At 64.1% G+C, this 16,305-nt stretch carries 14 protein-coding genes; 4 read left to right on the top strand and 10 right to left on the bottom strand.

What is annotated here, in order from left to right; translation table 11 throughout:
- The first annotated feature begins 33 nt into the window (after nt 1-33).
- Nucleotides 34-1,710 (top strand): membrane protein insertase YidC, encoded by a 1,677-nt coding sequence (yidC, locus tag KVT32_RS22415; protein WP_152383043.1) that lies wholly within the window; start codon nt 34-36, stop codon nt 1,708-1,710.
- 282 nt (nt 1,711-1,992) lie between these two features.
- Nucleotides 1,993-3,438 (top strand): catalase, encoded by a 1,446-nt coding sequence (locus KVT32_RS22410; protein ID WP_056327640.1) that lies wholly within the window; start codon nt 1,993-1,995, stop codon nt 3,436-3,438.
- A gap of 82 nt (nt 3,439-3,520) precedes the next feature.
- Here KVT32_RS22410 and KVT32_RS22405 read toward each other — a convergent pair whose 3' ends face one another.
- From KVT32_RS22405 to KVT32_RS22360, 10 genes are all read right to left on the bottom strand, one after another.
- Entirely contained in the window at nt 3,521-4,399 is an 879-nt protein-coding gene (locus KVT32_RS22405; RefSeq protein ID WP_217618867.1) for an ABC transporter permease, read from the bottom strand.
- A gap of 10 nt (nt 4,400-4,409) precedes the next feature.
- Entirely contained in the window at nt 4,410-5,240 is an 831-nt protein-coding gene (locus KVT32_RS22400; RefSeq protein ID WP_152383040.1) for an ABC transporter ATP-binding protein, read from the bottom strand.
- Nucleotide 5,241: 1 nt separating this feature from the next.
- Entirely contained in the window at nt 5,242-6,285 is a 1,044-nt protein-coding gene (locus KVT32_RS22395; protein WP_152383039.1) for an ABC transporter substrate-binding protein, read from the bottom strand.
- A 43-nt stretch (nt 6,286-6,328) separates the two neighbouring features.
- Nucleotides 6,329-7,237, bottom strand: a complete 909-nt coding sequence (locus tag KVT32_RS22390; protein ID WP_152383038.1) for a TauD/TfdA family dioxygenase — start codon at nt 7,235-7,237, stop codon at nt 6,329-6,331.
- A gap of 178 nt (nt 7,238-7,415) precedes the next feature.
- Complete coding sequence (locus tag KVT32_RS22385) at nt 7,416-8,615, bottom strand: M20 aminoacylase family protein (protein ID WP_056327635.1); 1,200 nt, start codon at nt 8,613-8,615, stop codon at nt 7,416-7,418.
- Between the two features lie 111 nt (nt 8,616-8,726).
- On the bottom strand, nt 8,727-9,743 hold the full coding sequence (locus KVT32_RS22380) for an ABC transporter ATP-binding protein (RefSeq protein ID WP_175157302.1): 1,017 nt from the start codon (nt 9,741-9,743) through the stop codon (nt 8,727-8,729).
- Nucleotides 9,740-10,750 (bottom strand): ABC transporter ATP-binding protein, encoded by a 1,011-nt coding sequence (locus tag KVT32_RS22375; RefSeq protein ID WP_152383037.1) that lies wholly within the window; start codon nt 10,748-10,750, stop codon nt 9,740-9,742. Before KVT32_RS22375 ends, KVT32_RS22380 begins: the two co-directional genes overlap by 4 nt.
- Before the next feature lie 11 nt (nt 10,751-10,761).
- A complete protein-coding gene (locus KVT32_RS22370) occupies nt 10,762-11,682 on the bottom strand; it encodes an ABC transporter permease (RefSeq protein ID WP_056327777.1) in 921 nt (306 codons plus the stop codon).
- A complete protein-coding gene (locus KVT32_RS22365) occupies nt 11,682-12,656 on the bottom strand; it encodes an ABC transporter permease (RefSeq protein ID WP_062839296.1) in 975 nt (324 codons plus the stop codon). Before KVT32_RS22365 ends, KVT32_RS22370 begins: the two co-directional genes overlap by 1 nt.
- A gap of 19 nt (nt 12,657-12,675) precedes the next feature.
- The gene (locus KVT32_RS22360; protein WP_062839295.1) at nt 12,676-14,262 is read right to left on the bottom strand and encodes an ABC transporter substrate-binding protein; all 1,587 of its coding nucleotides are present in this window, start codon (nt 14,260-14,262) and stop codon (nt 12,676-12,678) included.
- A gap of 115 nt (nt 14,263-14,377) precedes the next feature.
- On the opposite strand from KVT32_RS22360, the gene mnmE reads away from it, so the two are divergent.
- Nucleotides 14,378-15,730, top strand: a complete 1,353-nt coding sequence (mnmE, locus tag KVT32_RS22355; RefSeq protein WP_056327776.1) for a tRNA uridine-5-carboxymethylaminomethyl(34) synthesis GTPase MnmE — start codon at nt 14,378-14,380, stop codon at nt 15,728-15,730.
- A 153-nt stretch (nt 15,731-15,883) separates the two neighbouring features.
- The coding region (locus KVT32_RS22350; protein ID WP_254636990.1) for a contractile injection system protein, VgrG/Pvc8 family at nt 15,884-16,305 on the top strand (422 nt) is incomplete at its 3' end.

The raw sequence follows: 16,305 nt of genomic DNA, 5'->3' as shown, positions 1-16,305 counted from the left end.
CTTTGCTGGCCCGTATTCACTTCAGTAGGCACCATGGATATCCGACGAACCGTCCTCTGGATGATTTTTTCCTTTTCGCTGTTGCTCCTTTGGAACAACTGGCAAATCCATAACGGCAAGCCGTCGCTGTTCGGGGCCCCGCCCGCGGCCAGCACGACCGAATCTCCGGCTGCCGCCAACAATGCGACGCCGTCCGTGCCCAGCGCGCCGACCGCGGCCGCCGCACCGGCCTCCACGGTGCCTGGCGCCGCTACCCCCGTCCCCACGCGTTCCGAAGAAGTCGTCATCACCACCGACGTGCTGCGCCTGACCTTCGACACGATGGGCGCCCAGCTGGTGCGCGCCGAGCTGCTGAAGTATCCGGCCACCGGCCAGCCCGACAAGCCCACGGTGCTTCTGGACCGCTCGGCGGGCCTGAACTACGTGGTGCAGACCGGCGTGGTCGGCGCACCCAGCGGCCAGAGCTTCCCCACGCACCAGACGCCGTTCCGCCTGGTCTCGCAAGAACGCGAACTGACCGGCGACAACCTGGTCGTCACGTTCGAAGGCGAATCCGGCGGCGTGAAGGTCACCAAGACGTTCACCCTGCATCGCGGCCGCTACGACATCGACGTGCGCCATGACCTGGCCAACGTCGGCGCCGCCCCCGTGGCCCCGTCCCTGTATCTGCAGATCGAGCGCGACGGCAACGATCCGGCCGATACGTCCAGCTTCTATCACACGTTCACGGGCTTTGCCGTCTACTCGGAACAGGACAAGTTCCAGAAGAGCACGTTCAGCGACATCCAAAAGAAGAAGGCCAGCTACATCAAGCAGGCGGACAACGGCTGGATCGCCGTGGTCCAGCACTACTTCGCCACGGCCTGGGTGCCCCCGCAAGGCAAGCCGCGCACGAACGAACTGCTCGAAGTCCAGCCGAACCTGTACGCCGGTCGCAGCATCGAAGCCGTCGGCGAGATCGCCCCGGGCGCTGCCGCGCGTGTCGACTCGCACCTGTGGGTCGGTCCGCAGGACCAGAAGGCCATGGCCGCGTTGGCCCCGGGCCTGGAACTGGTGGTCGACTACGGCTGGCTGACCATCATCGCCAAGCCGCTCTTCACGCTGATGACCTGGCTGCATTCCATCCTGGGCAACTGGGGCTGGACGATCGTCGCGCTGACCGTGCTGATCAAGGCCGTGTTCTACCCCCTGGCCGCCGCCAGCTACCGCTCGATGGCCCGCATGAAGCAGGTGGCTCCGCGCCTGCAGGCCCTGAAGGAAAAGTACGGCGACGACAAGCAGAAGCTCAATGCGGCCATGATGGAGATGTACCGCACCGAAAAGATCAACCCGCTGGGCGGCTGCTTGCCGATGGTGGTTCAGATTCCGGTGTTCATCTCGCTGTACTGGGTGCTGCTGGCCAGCGTGGAAATGCGCGGCGCGCCGTGGATCCTGTGGGTGCACGACCTGTCCGTTCGCGATCCGTTCTTCATTCTGCCCGCCATCATGATGGCCACCATGTTCCTGCAGATCAAACTGAACCCGACGCCGCCGGATCCCATCCAGGCCAAGGTCATGATGATCATGCCGCTGGTGTTCGGCGGGATGATGTTCTTCTTCCCGGCCGGCCTGGTGCTGTACTGGTGCGTCAACAACATCCTGTCGATCGCGCAGCAGTGGTCCATCACCCGCGCCATCCAGAAGAAATCGGAAGTGGCGGCCAATCGCTGATCGCCCTTCAGAAACAAGAAACCGGCCTTTCGAGGCCGGTTTTTTTTGCCCGTTGCGATCGAAACGCGGAAGGCACATTCAGCACTTTCCATGCCCACGAGGCCTATACATAGGTATTACTTATCGGCAAAGCAGGATCAATCAACTTCACACAGCCAACCATGGCACCTATGATGGCTCTGAATTTGCCCTCCGGCGTCCTGTGCGCCGGAGTTTTTGCTGCAACGCGCGCGGCCCGCAAGGCGGATCCGCGACATCCAGGAATGACTTAGGGAGTGTGCCATGACCGACAAGAAGCCTTTGACCACCGCCTCGGGCGCCCCAGTGCCGGACAACAACAACACCTTGACCGCCGGCCCCCGCGGTCCCGCCCTGCTGGAAGATTTCTGGCTCATTGAAAAACTTGCCCACTTCGACCGCGAACGCATCCCCGAGCGCGTCGTCCATGCCAAGGGCTCCGGCGCCTACGGCACCTTTACCGTCACCCACGACATCAGCCGCTACACCCGCGCCAAGATCTTTTCCCAGGTCGGCAAGCAGACCCCGCTGTTTCTGCGCTTTTCGACGGTCGCCGGCGAACGCGGCGCCGCCGACGCCGAACGCGACGTGCGCGGATTTGCGATCAAGTTCTACACCGAGGAAGGCAACTGGGACCTGGTGGGCAACAACACGCCGGTCTTCTTCATCCGCGACCCCCTGAAGTTCCCCGACTTTATCCACACCCAGAAGCGCGATCCCAAGACCAACCTGCGCAACGCCACGGCCGCCTGGGACTTCTGGTCGCTCAACCCCGAATCGCTGCATCAGGTCACCACGCTGATGAGCGATCGCGGCATCCCCGCCAACCTGCGCCAACAGCACGGATTCGGCTCGCACACGTTCAGCTTCATCAACGCCAACAACGAGCGCTTCTACGTGAAGTTCCACTTCAAGTCGCAGCAGGGCATCGCCTGTCTGACGGACGAGGAAGCCGCGCAGGTCGTCGCCCATGACCGCGAAAGCTCGCAGCGCGACCTGTTCCAGAACATCGAAGAGGGCAACTTCCCGAAGTGGACGCTGAAGGTGCAGATCATGCCCGAGGCCGAAGCAGCGACGTATCACATCAACCCCTTCGACCTGACCAAGGTCTGGCCGCATGGCGACTATCCGCTGATCGAAGTCGGTGTGCTGGAACTGAACCGCAACCCCGAAAACTACTTTGCCGAGGTCGAGCAGGCCGCGTTCACGCCGGCCAACGTGGTGCCGGGCATCGGCTTCTCGCCGGACAAGATGCTGCAGGGGCGCCTGTTCTCGTATGGCGACACGCACCGCTATCGCCTGGGCATCAACCATCACCAGATCCCGGTGAACGCGCCCAAGTGCCCGTTCCACAGCTTCCATCGCGACGGCGCGGGCCGCGTGGACGGCAACGCCGGGGCCACCATCAACTACGAGCCCAACAGCGCGGGCGAGTGGAAGGAAACCCCGTCTGCCGCCGAACCGCCGCTGGCGCTGGACGGCCAGGCCGCGGCCCGCTGGAACCATCGCGTCGACGACGACTACTACTCGCAGCCGGGCGCGTTGTTCCGCCTGATGACGCCGGCGCAGCAGGAGCAGCTCTTTGGCAACATCGGCCGCCACATGGCGGGCGTGCCCGAAGTCATCCAGCGCCGCCAGCTGGATCACTTCAAGAAGGCCGACCCGGCCTATGCCGAAGGCGTGGCCAAGGCGCTGGGGCTGAAGCTGTAAACGTTACGCGCCAACCATGAAAAAAAGGGGCGGCATCATGGCCGCCCCCTTTTTCATTCTGATCGCTCGATCACTGCAACAATCACCGCTGCATCCCCCAACGCCGAACCGTCAGCCGTTCCAGCGTATCGAACGCCAGGTTTTCCACAAGCAGCCCAATGATGACCACCGCGGCCAGACCTGCGAACACCCGGTCTGTGTATAACTCGTTGCGGTTCTGAAAGATGTACCAGCCCAATCCACCCTTGCCGCTGGATGCGCCAAACACCAGTTCGGCGGCGATCAGCGTGCGCCACGCAAACGCCCAGCCGATCTTCAACCCGGCCAGAATGGCGGGCAGCGCGGCCGGCACCAGAATCTGCAGCACATAGCGCAACCCGGTCAGCCCGTAATTGCGCCCCGCCATCCGCAGGGTGTCAGACACTCCCAGAAAGCCCGCATACATGTTCAGCGCCAACGCCCATAGCACCGAGTGAATCAGCACGAACACCAGGCTGCCTTCGCCCAACCCGAACCACAGCAACGCCAGCGGCAACAGGGCGATCGCCGGCAGGGGATTGAACATCGCGGTCAGTGTGGACAGCAGATCGCGGCCGAACCGCGTGGACACCGCCAGCGTCGTCAGCACAAAGGCCAGCACGACACCCGCCAGGTAGCCCTGCACCAGAACGCGCATCGACTGACCGGCGCGCGCCAGCAGCTCACCGCTGGTCACGCCCTCGACAAAGGCCTGGGCGGTCTGCCAGGCGCCGGGCAACAGCAGGTCGTTGTCGGTATAGCGCGCCGCCAGTTCCCACACCACCGCCAACAGGGCAAGGATCACGCCCTTGCGCAGGGCGGCATGCTGCCACAGCCGTTCGTGCCACGGCAGCGGCGTCTCGGCGGCTTGCGGGGGCAGGGGCGGCAGGTCGTATTCCACCTCGGGGCGGGTGAACGCCGATCCGGCATGGCCGATGCTCATGCGCGCTCCTTCATGCCGCCGCGCGCGCGGCCTGAGCCAGCGGCGGGGTATCGAACAACAGGTCGTGAATGCGGCGCGACGCCGATTGAAAGGCGGCCGATCCCTGGCTGTGCAGGTCAAAGCTGTGCGCATTCAGTTCGGCGCGCACACGGCCCGGATGCGGGGAGAGCAGCAGAATGCGGCTGCCCAGCACCAGCGCCTCTTCGATGGAATGGGTGACAAACAGCAGCGTGAACCGCACGTCGTCCCACAGCGCCATCAGTTCCTCCTGCATGCGCCGCCGCGTCAGCGCATCCAGCGCGGCAAACGGCTCATCCATCAGCAGCACGCGCGGCTGCATGGCCAGCGCTCGCGCAATGGCCACGCGCTGCTTCATGCCGCCGGAAAGCGTGTGGGGATACGCATCGGCAAACGCCGCCAGCCCGACCTTGTCCAGGTAGTGCATCGCCCGTTCGTCGGCCTCGCGCCGATTGAGCTTGCGCGACGCCACCAGCGGAAACGCCACGTTCTGGCGCAACGTCTTCCACGGCGGCAGCTGGTCGAATTCCTGGAACACCACGATGCGGTCCGGGCCCGGCCCCTGAATCGTCTTGCCGTCGATCGCGATCCGTCCCTCGGTCGGTTCGATGAATCCGGCGATCGCCTTGAGCAGCGTCGATTTCCCGCAGCCGGACGGCCCCAAAAGGATGAATCGCTCGGCGCCATGCACGTCGAAACTGACCTGATGCGTCGCCCGCACGCGCCGTTCGCGCGTCTTATATTCGATCGACACCTTATCCACAGCCAGCAAAGGCGAGGGCCGATCAACGTTATCCACAGGGGTGGCGCGGCTCACGGCCATGTCAGCTTCCCTGCGCCGTGACGGGATCGTCGAAGAAGTAGTCGCGCCAGCTTGCCGGCGCATGTTTGATCGCGCCGACCTTGTGCATGAACTGCGCCAGCGCGTACGTATTCTGCGGCGCCAGCTTGAACTGCACATCGGGATTCTTGATGACCTTGATGAGGAAGTCGCGATCCTGCTTGGCGCCCGTGACCCGCAGATAGATGTCGGCCGCCTGTTCCGGATTGGCCGCCGCAAAGCTGGCCGCCTCCTTCAAGGCTTCCTGGAAGGCCTTGTAGGTCTTGGGATTCTCGCGGCGGAATTTCTCGGTGGCGAACAGCACGGTAGACGAACTGGGCCCGCCCAGCACGTCGTACGAATTGAGCACGATGCGTGCCTTCGGGTTCTCGGCCAGTTCCTGCTCCTGGAAGGGCGGGTTGCCGAAATGGCCCGTGATTTCCGTGCCGCCGGCGATGATGGCCGCCGCCGCGTCCGGGTGCGGCAGTGCCACCGAGATCTTGTCCAGCTTGTTGTAATGCGCATCGCCCCACAGCTTGGCCGATGCCAGTTGCAGCACACGCGATTGCACCGATACCCCCACCGCGGGCACGGCGATGCGATCCTTGTCCGTGAAGTCGGCAATCGTCTTCACGTTCGGATTGTTGGTCACCAGGTAGTATGGGAAGTTGCCCAGCGACGCCACGCCCTTCACGTTCTGCTTGCCGTGCGTGCGATCCCAGATCGTCAGCAACGGTCCCACACCCGCCCCCGCGATATCCACAGCCCCGGACAGCAGCGCATCGTTCACGGCCGCGCCGCCGGACAGCTTGGCCCATTCGACCGAGATATCCACACCTTCGGCCTTGCCGTGCTTTTCGATCAGCTGCTGGTCCCGTGCGACGTTCAGCAGCAGATAGACGATGCCGTATTGCTCGGCAATCCGGATGCGTCCTTCGGCCTGGGCGGGCGTGGGCGAAGCCAGCGCCAGCACGGCGAGCATCAGCGCCAGGCCGGCGCCCGTGGCGGTCTGGACCAGTCGATCCCGTAGCGTGGAGGTCAAACGCATGGCGTTCCTTGTGGATAAGTGGTGTGAGGTCACGAGCGCGGCGTCAGAAGGGCGCATCGCCCTCGATCGTCGTGCGGTAGAGCTTGCGGCGCAGGTGATCGGGCGTGCCGCCGGCCAGGTGGATCAGCGACCGGTTGTCCCAGAACACCAGGTCATGCGGCTGCCACTGATGGCGGTAGATATGCTCTGGACGCACGCTGTGGATAAACAACTCGTTCAGCAGCGCGCGGCTTTCGTCGTCCGGCAGGCCCTCGATCCGGGTCGTGAAGCCTTCGCTCACAAACAGCGCGCGCCGGCCGTTCTCGGGGTGCGTGCGGACCACCGGATGCACCACCTCCTGCACCTGCGCAATCTGCGCGGCACTCAGATTTGGGCGCCAGTTGCCTTCCTTCTGCAGTTGGCCGTATTGCGCCAGATAGGAATGCACGCCGCGCCTGCCGTCGATGGCGTTCTTGAGCGCCTGCGGCAGCGTGTCGTAGGCCAGATGCATGTTCGCGAACAAGGTGTCTCCGCCCTCGGCAGGCAGTTCCTGCGCGTGCAGCAGCGAACCCAGGCTGGGCAGTTCCTTGTACGAGATATCCGAATGCCAGTATTTGCCCGCGTCGCCCAGACCGATGGGCTTGCCGTCCTCAACAATGTTCGAGACCGTCAGGATCTCCGGATGACCGGGCAAATGGAATTGGTGCAGCACGTGGATCATCAGGCGGCCGAAGCGGCGGCTGAAATCGATGTGCTGCTGCGGCGTGACGCGCTGGTCGCGAAACACCAGCAGGTGATGGTCCAGGTGGGCCTTGTGCACGCGGGCAAAATCGGCAGGCGCCAGTTCACGCGACAGGTCCAGGCCGATGACCTCCGCGCCCAGCGGACCGGGCAGAGGGCGCACGTCAAACGTTTGCGTGTCAGGTTGGGAGGCGGCGTGCGCTTCGCGCCGCAAGGCATTGCTCTGGGACATCGGTCGCTCCGGTTCGCCTTATCGGCATGGCAGGAACGACCGATTATGAAAACGCCGCCATCCATCTCAAACGAAGTTATCGGCGTTTGATCAAAGCTCTACGTCATATAGCAAAAAGCCGCGGGGGCGCCCCGCGGCTTCATGGCCAACCGCACATAAACAAATAGCGGATCGGTCGTTACCGGGCCGGCAAGAACGCCTCGACCAGCTTCACCCAATACGTCGCGCCCACCGGCAGCAACGCGTCGTTGAAGTCGTAATTCGGATTGTGCAGCTGGCACGGACCCATGCCGTGATAGGTTTCCATGCGGTGGTCGCCGTCGCCATTGCCCAGGAACAAATACGAGCCCGGCACGGATTCCAGGAAGAACGAAAAGTCTTCCGCCCCCATGAACGGCGGCATGTCGCGCAGCACGTTCTCCGCGCCAAAGGCGTCTTCGGCGACCTTCGCCGCAAAGGCAGTTTCCTTTTCCCAGTTCACCAGCGGCGGATACGCACGCACGAAATCCAGCTCGCCCGTGCCGCCATACACCTGCGGCAAGGTGGTCGCGATGCGCCGCATGTCGGCTTCGATCTTGTCCAGCGTGTCCACCGAATACGTGCGCACCGTGCCGCGCAGCACGGCTTCGCCGGGAATCACGTTGTAGGCATCGCCTGCGTGGATCTGCGTGATCGACAGCACCGCCTGCTCCAGCGGATTCTTGCTGCGCGAAATGACCGTCTGCAGCGCATGCACCATGTCGGCGGCCACGATGATGGGGTCGACCGACGAATGCGGCTGCGCGGCGTGGCCACCGACACCCTTGATGACGATGTCCCAGCGGTTGCTCGAAGCCATCGTGGGACCGGAGCGGAACCCGAACTGATTCACCGGCATGCCGGGCATGTTGTGAATGCCAAAGACCGCATCGCAGGGGAACTTGTCGAACAGCCCGTCCTGCATCATGGCGCGCGCGCCGGCGTTGCCGCCTTCCTCGGCCGGCTGGAAGATGAACACCACGGTGCCGTCAAAATTGCGATGCGTCGACAGATACTGCGCAGCGCCCAGCAGCATCGTCGTGTGCCCATCGTGGCCGCAGCCATGCATGCGCCCGCTGATCGTGGACTTGTGGGCAAACCGGTTGTGCTCCGGCATCGGCAGCGCATCCATGTCGGCGCGCAGGCCGATGGTCTTGCCGCCGCTGCCGGCGCGCAGAATGCCCACCACCCCGGTTTTCCCCAGCCCCGTGTGGACTTCCAGTCCCCAGCCGCGCAGGCGCTCGGCCACCAGGTTGGAAGTGCGCGTTTCCTGAAACGCCAGTTCGGGATGGGCATGGATATCGCGCCTCAGCGCAGTCAGGTCCCCGTGTACGCGTTCGATTTCGGCAATGGTTTTCATGGCTGTGGATAAGCTGTCTGGGTGGATGGATGGCGCAGGCGTAAAAGGCTTGCTGGTGCGGGAATTCTCGCGCCGCCCCGCGCCCCGCGTCCAGCCCTTTTTCGGCGCAGGTCAGGCGCCATCGTTCAAATGGCAGGCGCTGAACTGGCCCGGCGCGACTTCCCGCAGGAGCGGGCGTTCCGTTTTGCAGCGCGGCATCGCGTGGGGACATCGGGGGTGAAACGCGCAACCGGAGGGCGGATCCAGCGGTGAGGGCAGCTCGCCGCGAATGGGCTGATAGGCGCGGCGCCCGGGCGTCAGCGTGGGCAGCTCCTTGAGCAGCGCCTGCGTGTAAGGATGGTTGGCGCGCGCGAAAACCGTATCGGTATCGGCCAGTTCGACGATGCGTCCCAGATACATGATCGCCACGCGGTCCGAAATGTGGCTCACGACGCTGAGATTGTGGCTGATGAACAGATACGTCAGGTCCAGGTCCGCGCGCAGTTGTTCGAACAGGTTCAGCACCTGCGCCTGGATCGACACATCCAGCGCAGCCACGGCCTCGTCGCAGACGATCACCGAAGGCTTGAGCGCCAGCGCCCGTGCAATGCCGATGCGCTGGCGCTGGCCGCCCGAGAACTGATGGGGATAACGCTGTGCAAAGCTCGGATCCAAGCCCACCTGACGCATTAGCCCGGCCACGTACTCCAGCTTGTCGCGCGAGGCAATCAGGCCGTGCGCCGCAGGCGCTTCGCCGATGATGTCGCGCACCCGCATGCGCGGATTCAGGGACGCGTACGGATCCTGAAAGATCATCTGCACGCCCAGCTCGTACGCGCGCCGCTCCGCGCCCTTCATGGCATGCACGGGCCTGCCCTGATAGTGCACCTGGCCCGCAGTGGGCGGCAGGATGCCCGACACGATGCGGCCCAATGTGGATTTTCCACAGCCCGATTCGCCAACGATGCCGATCACTTCGCCGGGTTTGACCGCCAGGTCGACGCCCGCCACGGCATGCACCACCTGCGTCTTCAGGCCCGCACCCAGCAGGTTGGCAATGCGGCCGGCCAGATCCACCGGTTGCACGAAGCGCAGTTCGACTTCGTTCAGCGCGAGGATCGGCGTGGGGTTGATTGCAGCTTCGGTCATAACGTGTCCGGCGCTCCGGCATGCCAGCAGCGCACCCATTGCGCCGGGCGGACTTCGACAGGCGGCGGTTCGGTCAGACACGCGTCCGTAGCGCGCGGACAGCGCCCCCGGAATGCACAGCCCTGCGGCAGGTTCAAGAGCGACGGCGTCATGCCGGGAATCGGCACCAGCGGCTTGCCCCGCGACGCCGGCGTCGGAATCGACGCGATCAACCCGTGCGTATACGGATGCATCGGATGGCTGATGACCGCCTCGGTGCTGCCCGTTTCCACGACACGGCCCGCATACATCACCGACACACGGTCGGCCAGGCCCGCCACCACGGCCAGGTCATGCGTGATCCAGATGAGGCCCGTGCCCGTTTCGCGGCAGAGCTTCTGCACTTCGAACAGGATCTGCCCTTGTATCGTGACGTCCAGCGCGGTCGTGGGCTCGTCCGCAATGATGAGGCGCGGCGAATTCAGAAGCGCAATGGCGATCGCCACCCGCTGGCGCATGCCGCCGGACAGCTGATGCGGATACGTGCGCAGGCGCTCTTCCGGAGAGGGAATGCCCACCATCGCCAGCGTCTGCAGCGCGCGCTTTCGCGCCGCTTCGCGCGAGACCTTGGCATGCGCCTGCACCGCCTCGATCATCTGCGTGTCCACCCGCAGCACCGGATTGAGCGTCATCATCGGATCCTGGAAGATCATCGCGATCTCCTGTCCCCGCAACTGACGCCATCGCGCAGGCGTGGCCGCGCGCAGGTCCTCGCCGTTCAGCCTGAGATCGCCGTCGACGATGCGCCCGGGCTCATCCAGCAGCCCCATCAACGAAAAGCCCGTGATGCTCTTGCCCGATCCGGACTCGCCCACCAGCCCCAGGATCTCTCCTTCGGCCAGCGTCAGGTCCACGCCGTCCACGGCCTTGACCACGCCATTGCGCGTGAAGAAATGCGTCTTCAGGCCATGCACATCAAGCACTGGTGCCGGGCCCGGCACGGATCGCTGCGCGGCGTTCGTCTGCATCGCCCCTGTCCTCAATTCGCGTGCCGCGGGTTGAGCACATCGCGCAGGTGGTCGCCCACCAGGTTGATGGCGATGATGGCCAGCGCCAGCGCAATGCCGGGAAAGAACGAAATCCAATACTGGCCGGAAAGCAGGTACTCGAAGCCGTTGTAGATCAGCATGCCCAGCGACGGCTCGGTGACCGGCACGCCCACGCCCAGGAACGACAGCGTTGCCTCCAGCGCAATCGCGTGCGCCAGGTCGATCGTGGCGATCACGATGAGCGGCGGCATGCAGTTCGGCAGCACGTGCCGGAACAACACGCGCGACCACGACAGCGACATGCACCGCGCCGCCTCCACGTATTCCTTGCCGCGCTCGACCAGCGCCGCGCCACGCGCGGCCCGCGCAAAATACGCCCATTGCACGACGATAAGCGCGATGATCACCTTATCCACACCCTTGCCCAGAATGGCCAGCAGCATCAGCGCCACCAGGATCGCCGGGAACGACAACTGGATATCCACAACCCGCATCAGCAAGGCGTCGATGCGTCCGCCAAAGTACGCGGCAATCAGCCCCACGGTGGCGCCGATGCCAAAGGCGGCCAGCACCGACACCGTGGCCACCATCAGGCTCGTGCGCATGCCGTAAAGAATGGCGGAAAAAAGGTCGCGCGCCTGGCCGTCGGTGCCCAGCCAATGCCGCATCGAACCATCCCCGCTTTCGCTGCCCGGCTTGAGCTTCGAATCCATGATGTCCAAGCTGGCCAGATCATAGGGATTCTGCGGCGCGATCCACGGCGCCAGCAGCGCCGCCCCCACGATCACGACCAGCATCACCAGACCCAGCGTAGCCAGCTTGCTGGCAAAGAAGTCCGACACGAAACGGCGCCAGGGCGACTGCTCTTTCGTCGGCGCCGGGGGCGAGGCAGCGGTGGCGGGCGTATTCATCATCGGCGGCTATCCAGGCGTACGCGGGGGTCCAGCACCGTGTAGATGATGTCCACCACCAGATTCAACATGACCAGGAAGAAAACGATCAGCAGCAGATACGCCACCACCACCGGCCGATCCAGGTTGATGATGGAATCGATCAGCAGCTTGCCCATGCCCGGCCACGAAAACACGGTCTCCGTCACGACGGCAAATGCCATCACCTGACCGAACTCCAGGCCGGCCACCGTCACTACGGGAATCAGGATGTTCTTGAGCAGATGCACGCCCAGCACACGCTTTTCAGACAGGCCCTTGGCGCGCGCGAACTTGATGTAGTCCATGGGCAGCGCCTCGCGCGTGGCGGCCCGCGTCACGCGGATGATCATCGCGCACTTGGCGAACGCGATGGTCGCGGCGGGCAGGGCCAGGCTCAGCCAGCCGTCGAGCGTCAGGACGCTCAGTTGCAGCGAGCCGATGCTGACGGTGTCGCCGCGGCCGCCGGCCGGCACCCAGCCCAGCATCACCGCAAACACCATGATGAGCATCAGGCCCACCCAGAAATTGGGCAGCGAAAATCCCAGCACAGAGCCCGTCATGATCGCGCGCGAGCCCACCGCCGCGGGTTTCAAACCCGCCAGGATGCCGAGCGGCACGCCGATCAGCACCGACAGCAGCATCGCCACACAGGCCAGCTCGACCGTCGCCGGCATGCGCTCCAGGATCAGGTGCATGGCCGGTTCGCCGGTCAGGAAGCTGTTCCCGAAATCGCCGCGCACGGCCTGGCTCATGAAGATCAGGTACTGCCGCCACAAGGGCTGGTCCAACCCCAGCGATGCACTGATCGCGGCGCGCTGCGCCTCGGTCGCTTCCGGACTGGCCAGCATCGAGACCGGATCGCCGACCATGTAAATGCCGGCAAAGACCAACGCCGACATGACAAGCATGACGACGATGGTCTGCAGCAGCCTTCTGACAATGGTTGCAAGCACGAGATATCGCCCGGCGCGCTTACTTCTTCAGCGTAGCGTTCTGCGCCAAGGTGACCTGGTCCGGACGGCCTTGATAGCGGATGTCGTTCTTCATCGCCCAGACCGACAGCTCGAAATGCACGGGCAGCATCGCGAAATCATCCATGGCGATGTTGCTTGCCGTGGACAGCAGCTCCGCGCGCTTGGCGTCATCCATCGTGGACGAGGCCTGCTTCACCAGTTCATCCATCTTGGGGTTGGAGTAGCGGCTGCGGTTCGTCGTGCCCTGGCCCGCTTCCGGGTTGCGCGTCATCAGCAGCGACGTCAGCGCGTTCGACATTTCACCGCTGGTCACCGACCAGCCCGCCAGGTAAGCCGAGAACGAGTAGCTGTCGCGGTTCTTGAAGAACACCGGGGGCGCCATCGCATCCACGCTGGTCTTCACGCCGATGCGCGTCCACATCGATGCAATGGCCTGCGCCACCTTCGAATCGTTGACATAGCGGCCGGACGGCGAACCCAGCGTGATCGAAAACCCGTTGGGATAACCCGCTTCCTTGAGCAGCGCCTTGGCCTTTTCGACATCGGCCTTGGGGGCCTTCGAATGTTCCTTGCTGGCGCCGAACATCGGATACGGCAGCAGGTTGCCCGCGGGCAGGGCGACGCCACCCATCACGCGTTCGACCAGCGCATCGCGATTGATCGCCAGCGACAAGGCCTCGCGCACGCGCTTGTCCTTCATCGGATTCTTGTCGGTGCCCTGCACGCCGGGCGAGGGCTCCGCGTACTGGTCCAGCGCCACGTACACCACGCGCACCGACGGCGTTTCCTCGACAAAGAGTTTCTTGTCGGACTTGAGCTTGGGCAGGTCGTCGGTGGGAGGATCTTCGATCATGTCCACGTCGCCCGCCAACAGCGCGGCCACGCGCGCGGCGGCGTTACTGATCGGACGATAGACCACGCGATCCCATTCGGGTTTCTTGCCCCAATAGTTGTCGTTGCGGGCCAGCACGAACTCCGCGCCGCGCTTCCAGGACACGAACTTGTAGGGCCCCGTCCCGATGAGGCCGTCGCCGCTGTTCAATTCAGTCGTCGTCTTGCCTTCCGCGGCGGGGCCAGACGCGGCCTTCTTCGACATGATGGGCAGCTGCGCCAGGTTGACCAGCAGATTGGGCGCGACGTCCTTGGTGGTGATGCGGATCGTCATCGGATCGACCGCTTCGGTCTTGGCGACAGATCCCAGATACAGCGTGAACGGCGAGGGGCTATTGGGCACCTTCGGCACGCGGTCGTACGTGAACACGACGTCCTCGGCGGTGAACGGCGTGCCATCGGAGAACTTCACGTTCGGGCGCAGCTTGAAGGTCCAGACCTTGCCATCGACCGTCCAGGATTCCGCCAGCGACGGCTGAGGCTTGAGCTGCGCGTCGGTGGCAACAAGCGTATCGAAAATGGTTTGGGAGATCTGCGTGTTCGGCGTCAACGCGTGGTATTGCGGATCCATCGAAGACGGCTCGGTCTTCAGTCCTATCACCAGGTCGCGGGCCATGGCCGCACTGAATGTGCCACAGGCCATCACCACCGCGGCAGCGCCGCAGGCCAAGACACGCGAAAACCGAGATGCCATCGTGATCTCCCAGAGTTGTTTCGGGTTTTGAACCTCGGGGCCACAGTAACCAGCAAACAACGCGCCGCGCAACAGTTATATTCCCCTATTGTTTCGCCTTGTCATCTGCCCCGATATGTCCGCTTACGCCCCCATTGCCGCCATTGCCACCGCTCCCGGAAGAGGCGGCATCGGCGTCGTGCGCATTTCTGGTGCGGACCTGTCCGAATTGGTGCGGCGCCTGTTTCAGCGCGATCTCACGCCGCGCCATGCGCACTATCTTCCCTTCAAGACTGTCGAAGGCGAACTGCTGGACGAAGGCATCGCCATCTACTTTCGCGCGCCGCATTCCTACACCGGAGAAGACGTGCTGGAACTGCAGGGCCACGGCGGCCCGGCCGTGCTGCGCCGCGTGCTGGACAGCTGCCTTGCCGCCGGCCGCGACCTGGGCGTGCGACTGGCCGAACCCGGCGAATTCACGCGCCGCGCCTTCCTGAACGACCGCATGGATCTGGCGCAGGCCGAAGCGGTGGCGGACCTGATCGAAGCCTCGTCGGTCGCGGCCGCGCGCGGCGCCATGGCGTCGCTATCGGGCGAATTCTCGGCGCGCGTCAACGACCTGTCCGACCGCATCATTCACCTGCGCATGCTGGTCGAAGCGACGCTGGATTTTCCCGAAGAAGAGATCGACTTCCTGGAAAAGTATCAGGCGCGTCCCACCCTGGACGCGTTGGCCGGCGACCTGTCCGCGCTGATCGCGCAAGCACGCCAGGGCGTCATCCTGCGAGAAGGCCTGCATGTGGTGTTGGCCGGCCAGCCCAACGTGGGCAAGTCCAGCCTGCTCAATGCGCTGGCGGGCGACGACATCGCCATCGTCACCCCCATTGCCGGCACCACGCGCGACAAAGTGGTGCAGGAAATCCATATTGATGGCGTGCCGCTGCATATTGTCGACACGGCCGGCCTGCGCGAAACCGAAGACACCGTCGAAAGCATCGGCATCGCGCGCACCTGGCAGGAAATCGAACGCGCCGACGTCATCCTCCATTTGCAGGATGCCACCCAGCCGGGCGACGAACTCGACGCGCAGATCACCGCGCGCCTGCCCGCCCGCACGCCGGTGCTGAAGGTATTCAACAAGGTCGACCTGCTGCCCGAGCCTTTCGTCCCCGGTCCCGGCGAACTGGGCATCTCGGCCAAACGCGGCGCGGGGCTGGACGCGCTTCGCGCCGAACTGCTTCAAATCGCGGGATGGAACCCTGGCGCCGAGTCGCCGTGGCTCGCGCGCGAACGGCATCTGCATGCATTGCAGGAGGCTGCCGAACATCTGGAACTGGCCGCCGCGCATGCCAGTCAGGATGACCGGGTGCTGGACCTGTTTGCCGAGGAACTGCGGCTGGCGCACGACAGCTTGTCGAGTATCACTGGCAAGTTCACCAGCGATGATTTGCTGGGGGAGATTTTTTCCAGTTTTTGCATCGGGAAGTAGTCAGGTCTTCACCCGCAACATGCTTGCGCACATCGATTTTCTTAATTAATAAGACTCTTCTGATTTACACGAAATATCGGCGGCTTTTACAACCGGTGGTGCCCTTTGGCACCAAGGACGACCCGAGCGGTCTGTCCCAACCGGAAGCTCGCCATGCCTACCCAATCCGATCTTCGCTTCACGTTCGCCATTGGCGAAGAGCCCTTCGAGGTCGTCGAGTTCTCGCTCCAGGAAGGCTTGTCCGAGCCTTTCGTGCTGCAAGCGGAACTGGCCAGCGCCAATCCCGCCATCGATTTCGGCGCGGTGCTGGACCGCGCTGCGCTGCTTACCATCTGGCACGGCGACATGCCTGTCCGGTACGTGCACGGCGCGGTGTCTTCATTCGTCCAGGGCGAAACCGGCTTTCGGCGCACGCGCTATTCGGCTGTCGTCGAACCGCGTCTGGCACGCCTCGCGCTCAGTTCTGACTGGCGGATCTTCCAGGCGCTGACCGTTCCACAGATCGCCGAGGCCGTGCTCAAGGCGCATGGCATCACTCAGGCCTACGAGCAGCGCAGCACCACCGAGCACCAGTC

This window comes from Achromobacter sp. GbtcB20 (genome assembly GCF_019091095.1).
Lineage (GTDB): Bacteria > Pseudomonadota > Gammaproteobacteria > Burkholderiales > Burkholderiaceae_B > Achromobacter > Achromobacter mucicolens.
The sequence above is the reverse complement of the archived record's forward strand: the minus strand, read 5'-3'. Positions and strand labels throughout refer to the sequence as shown.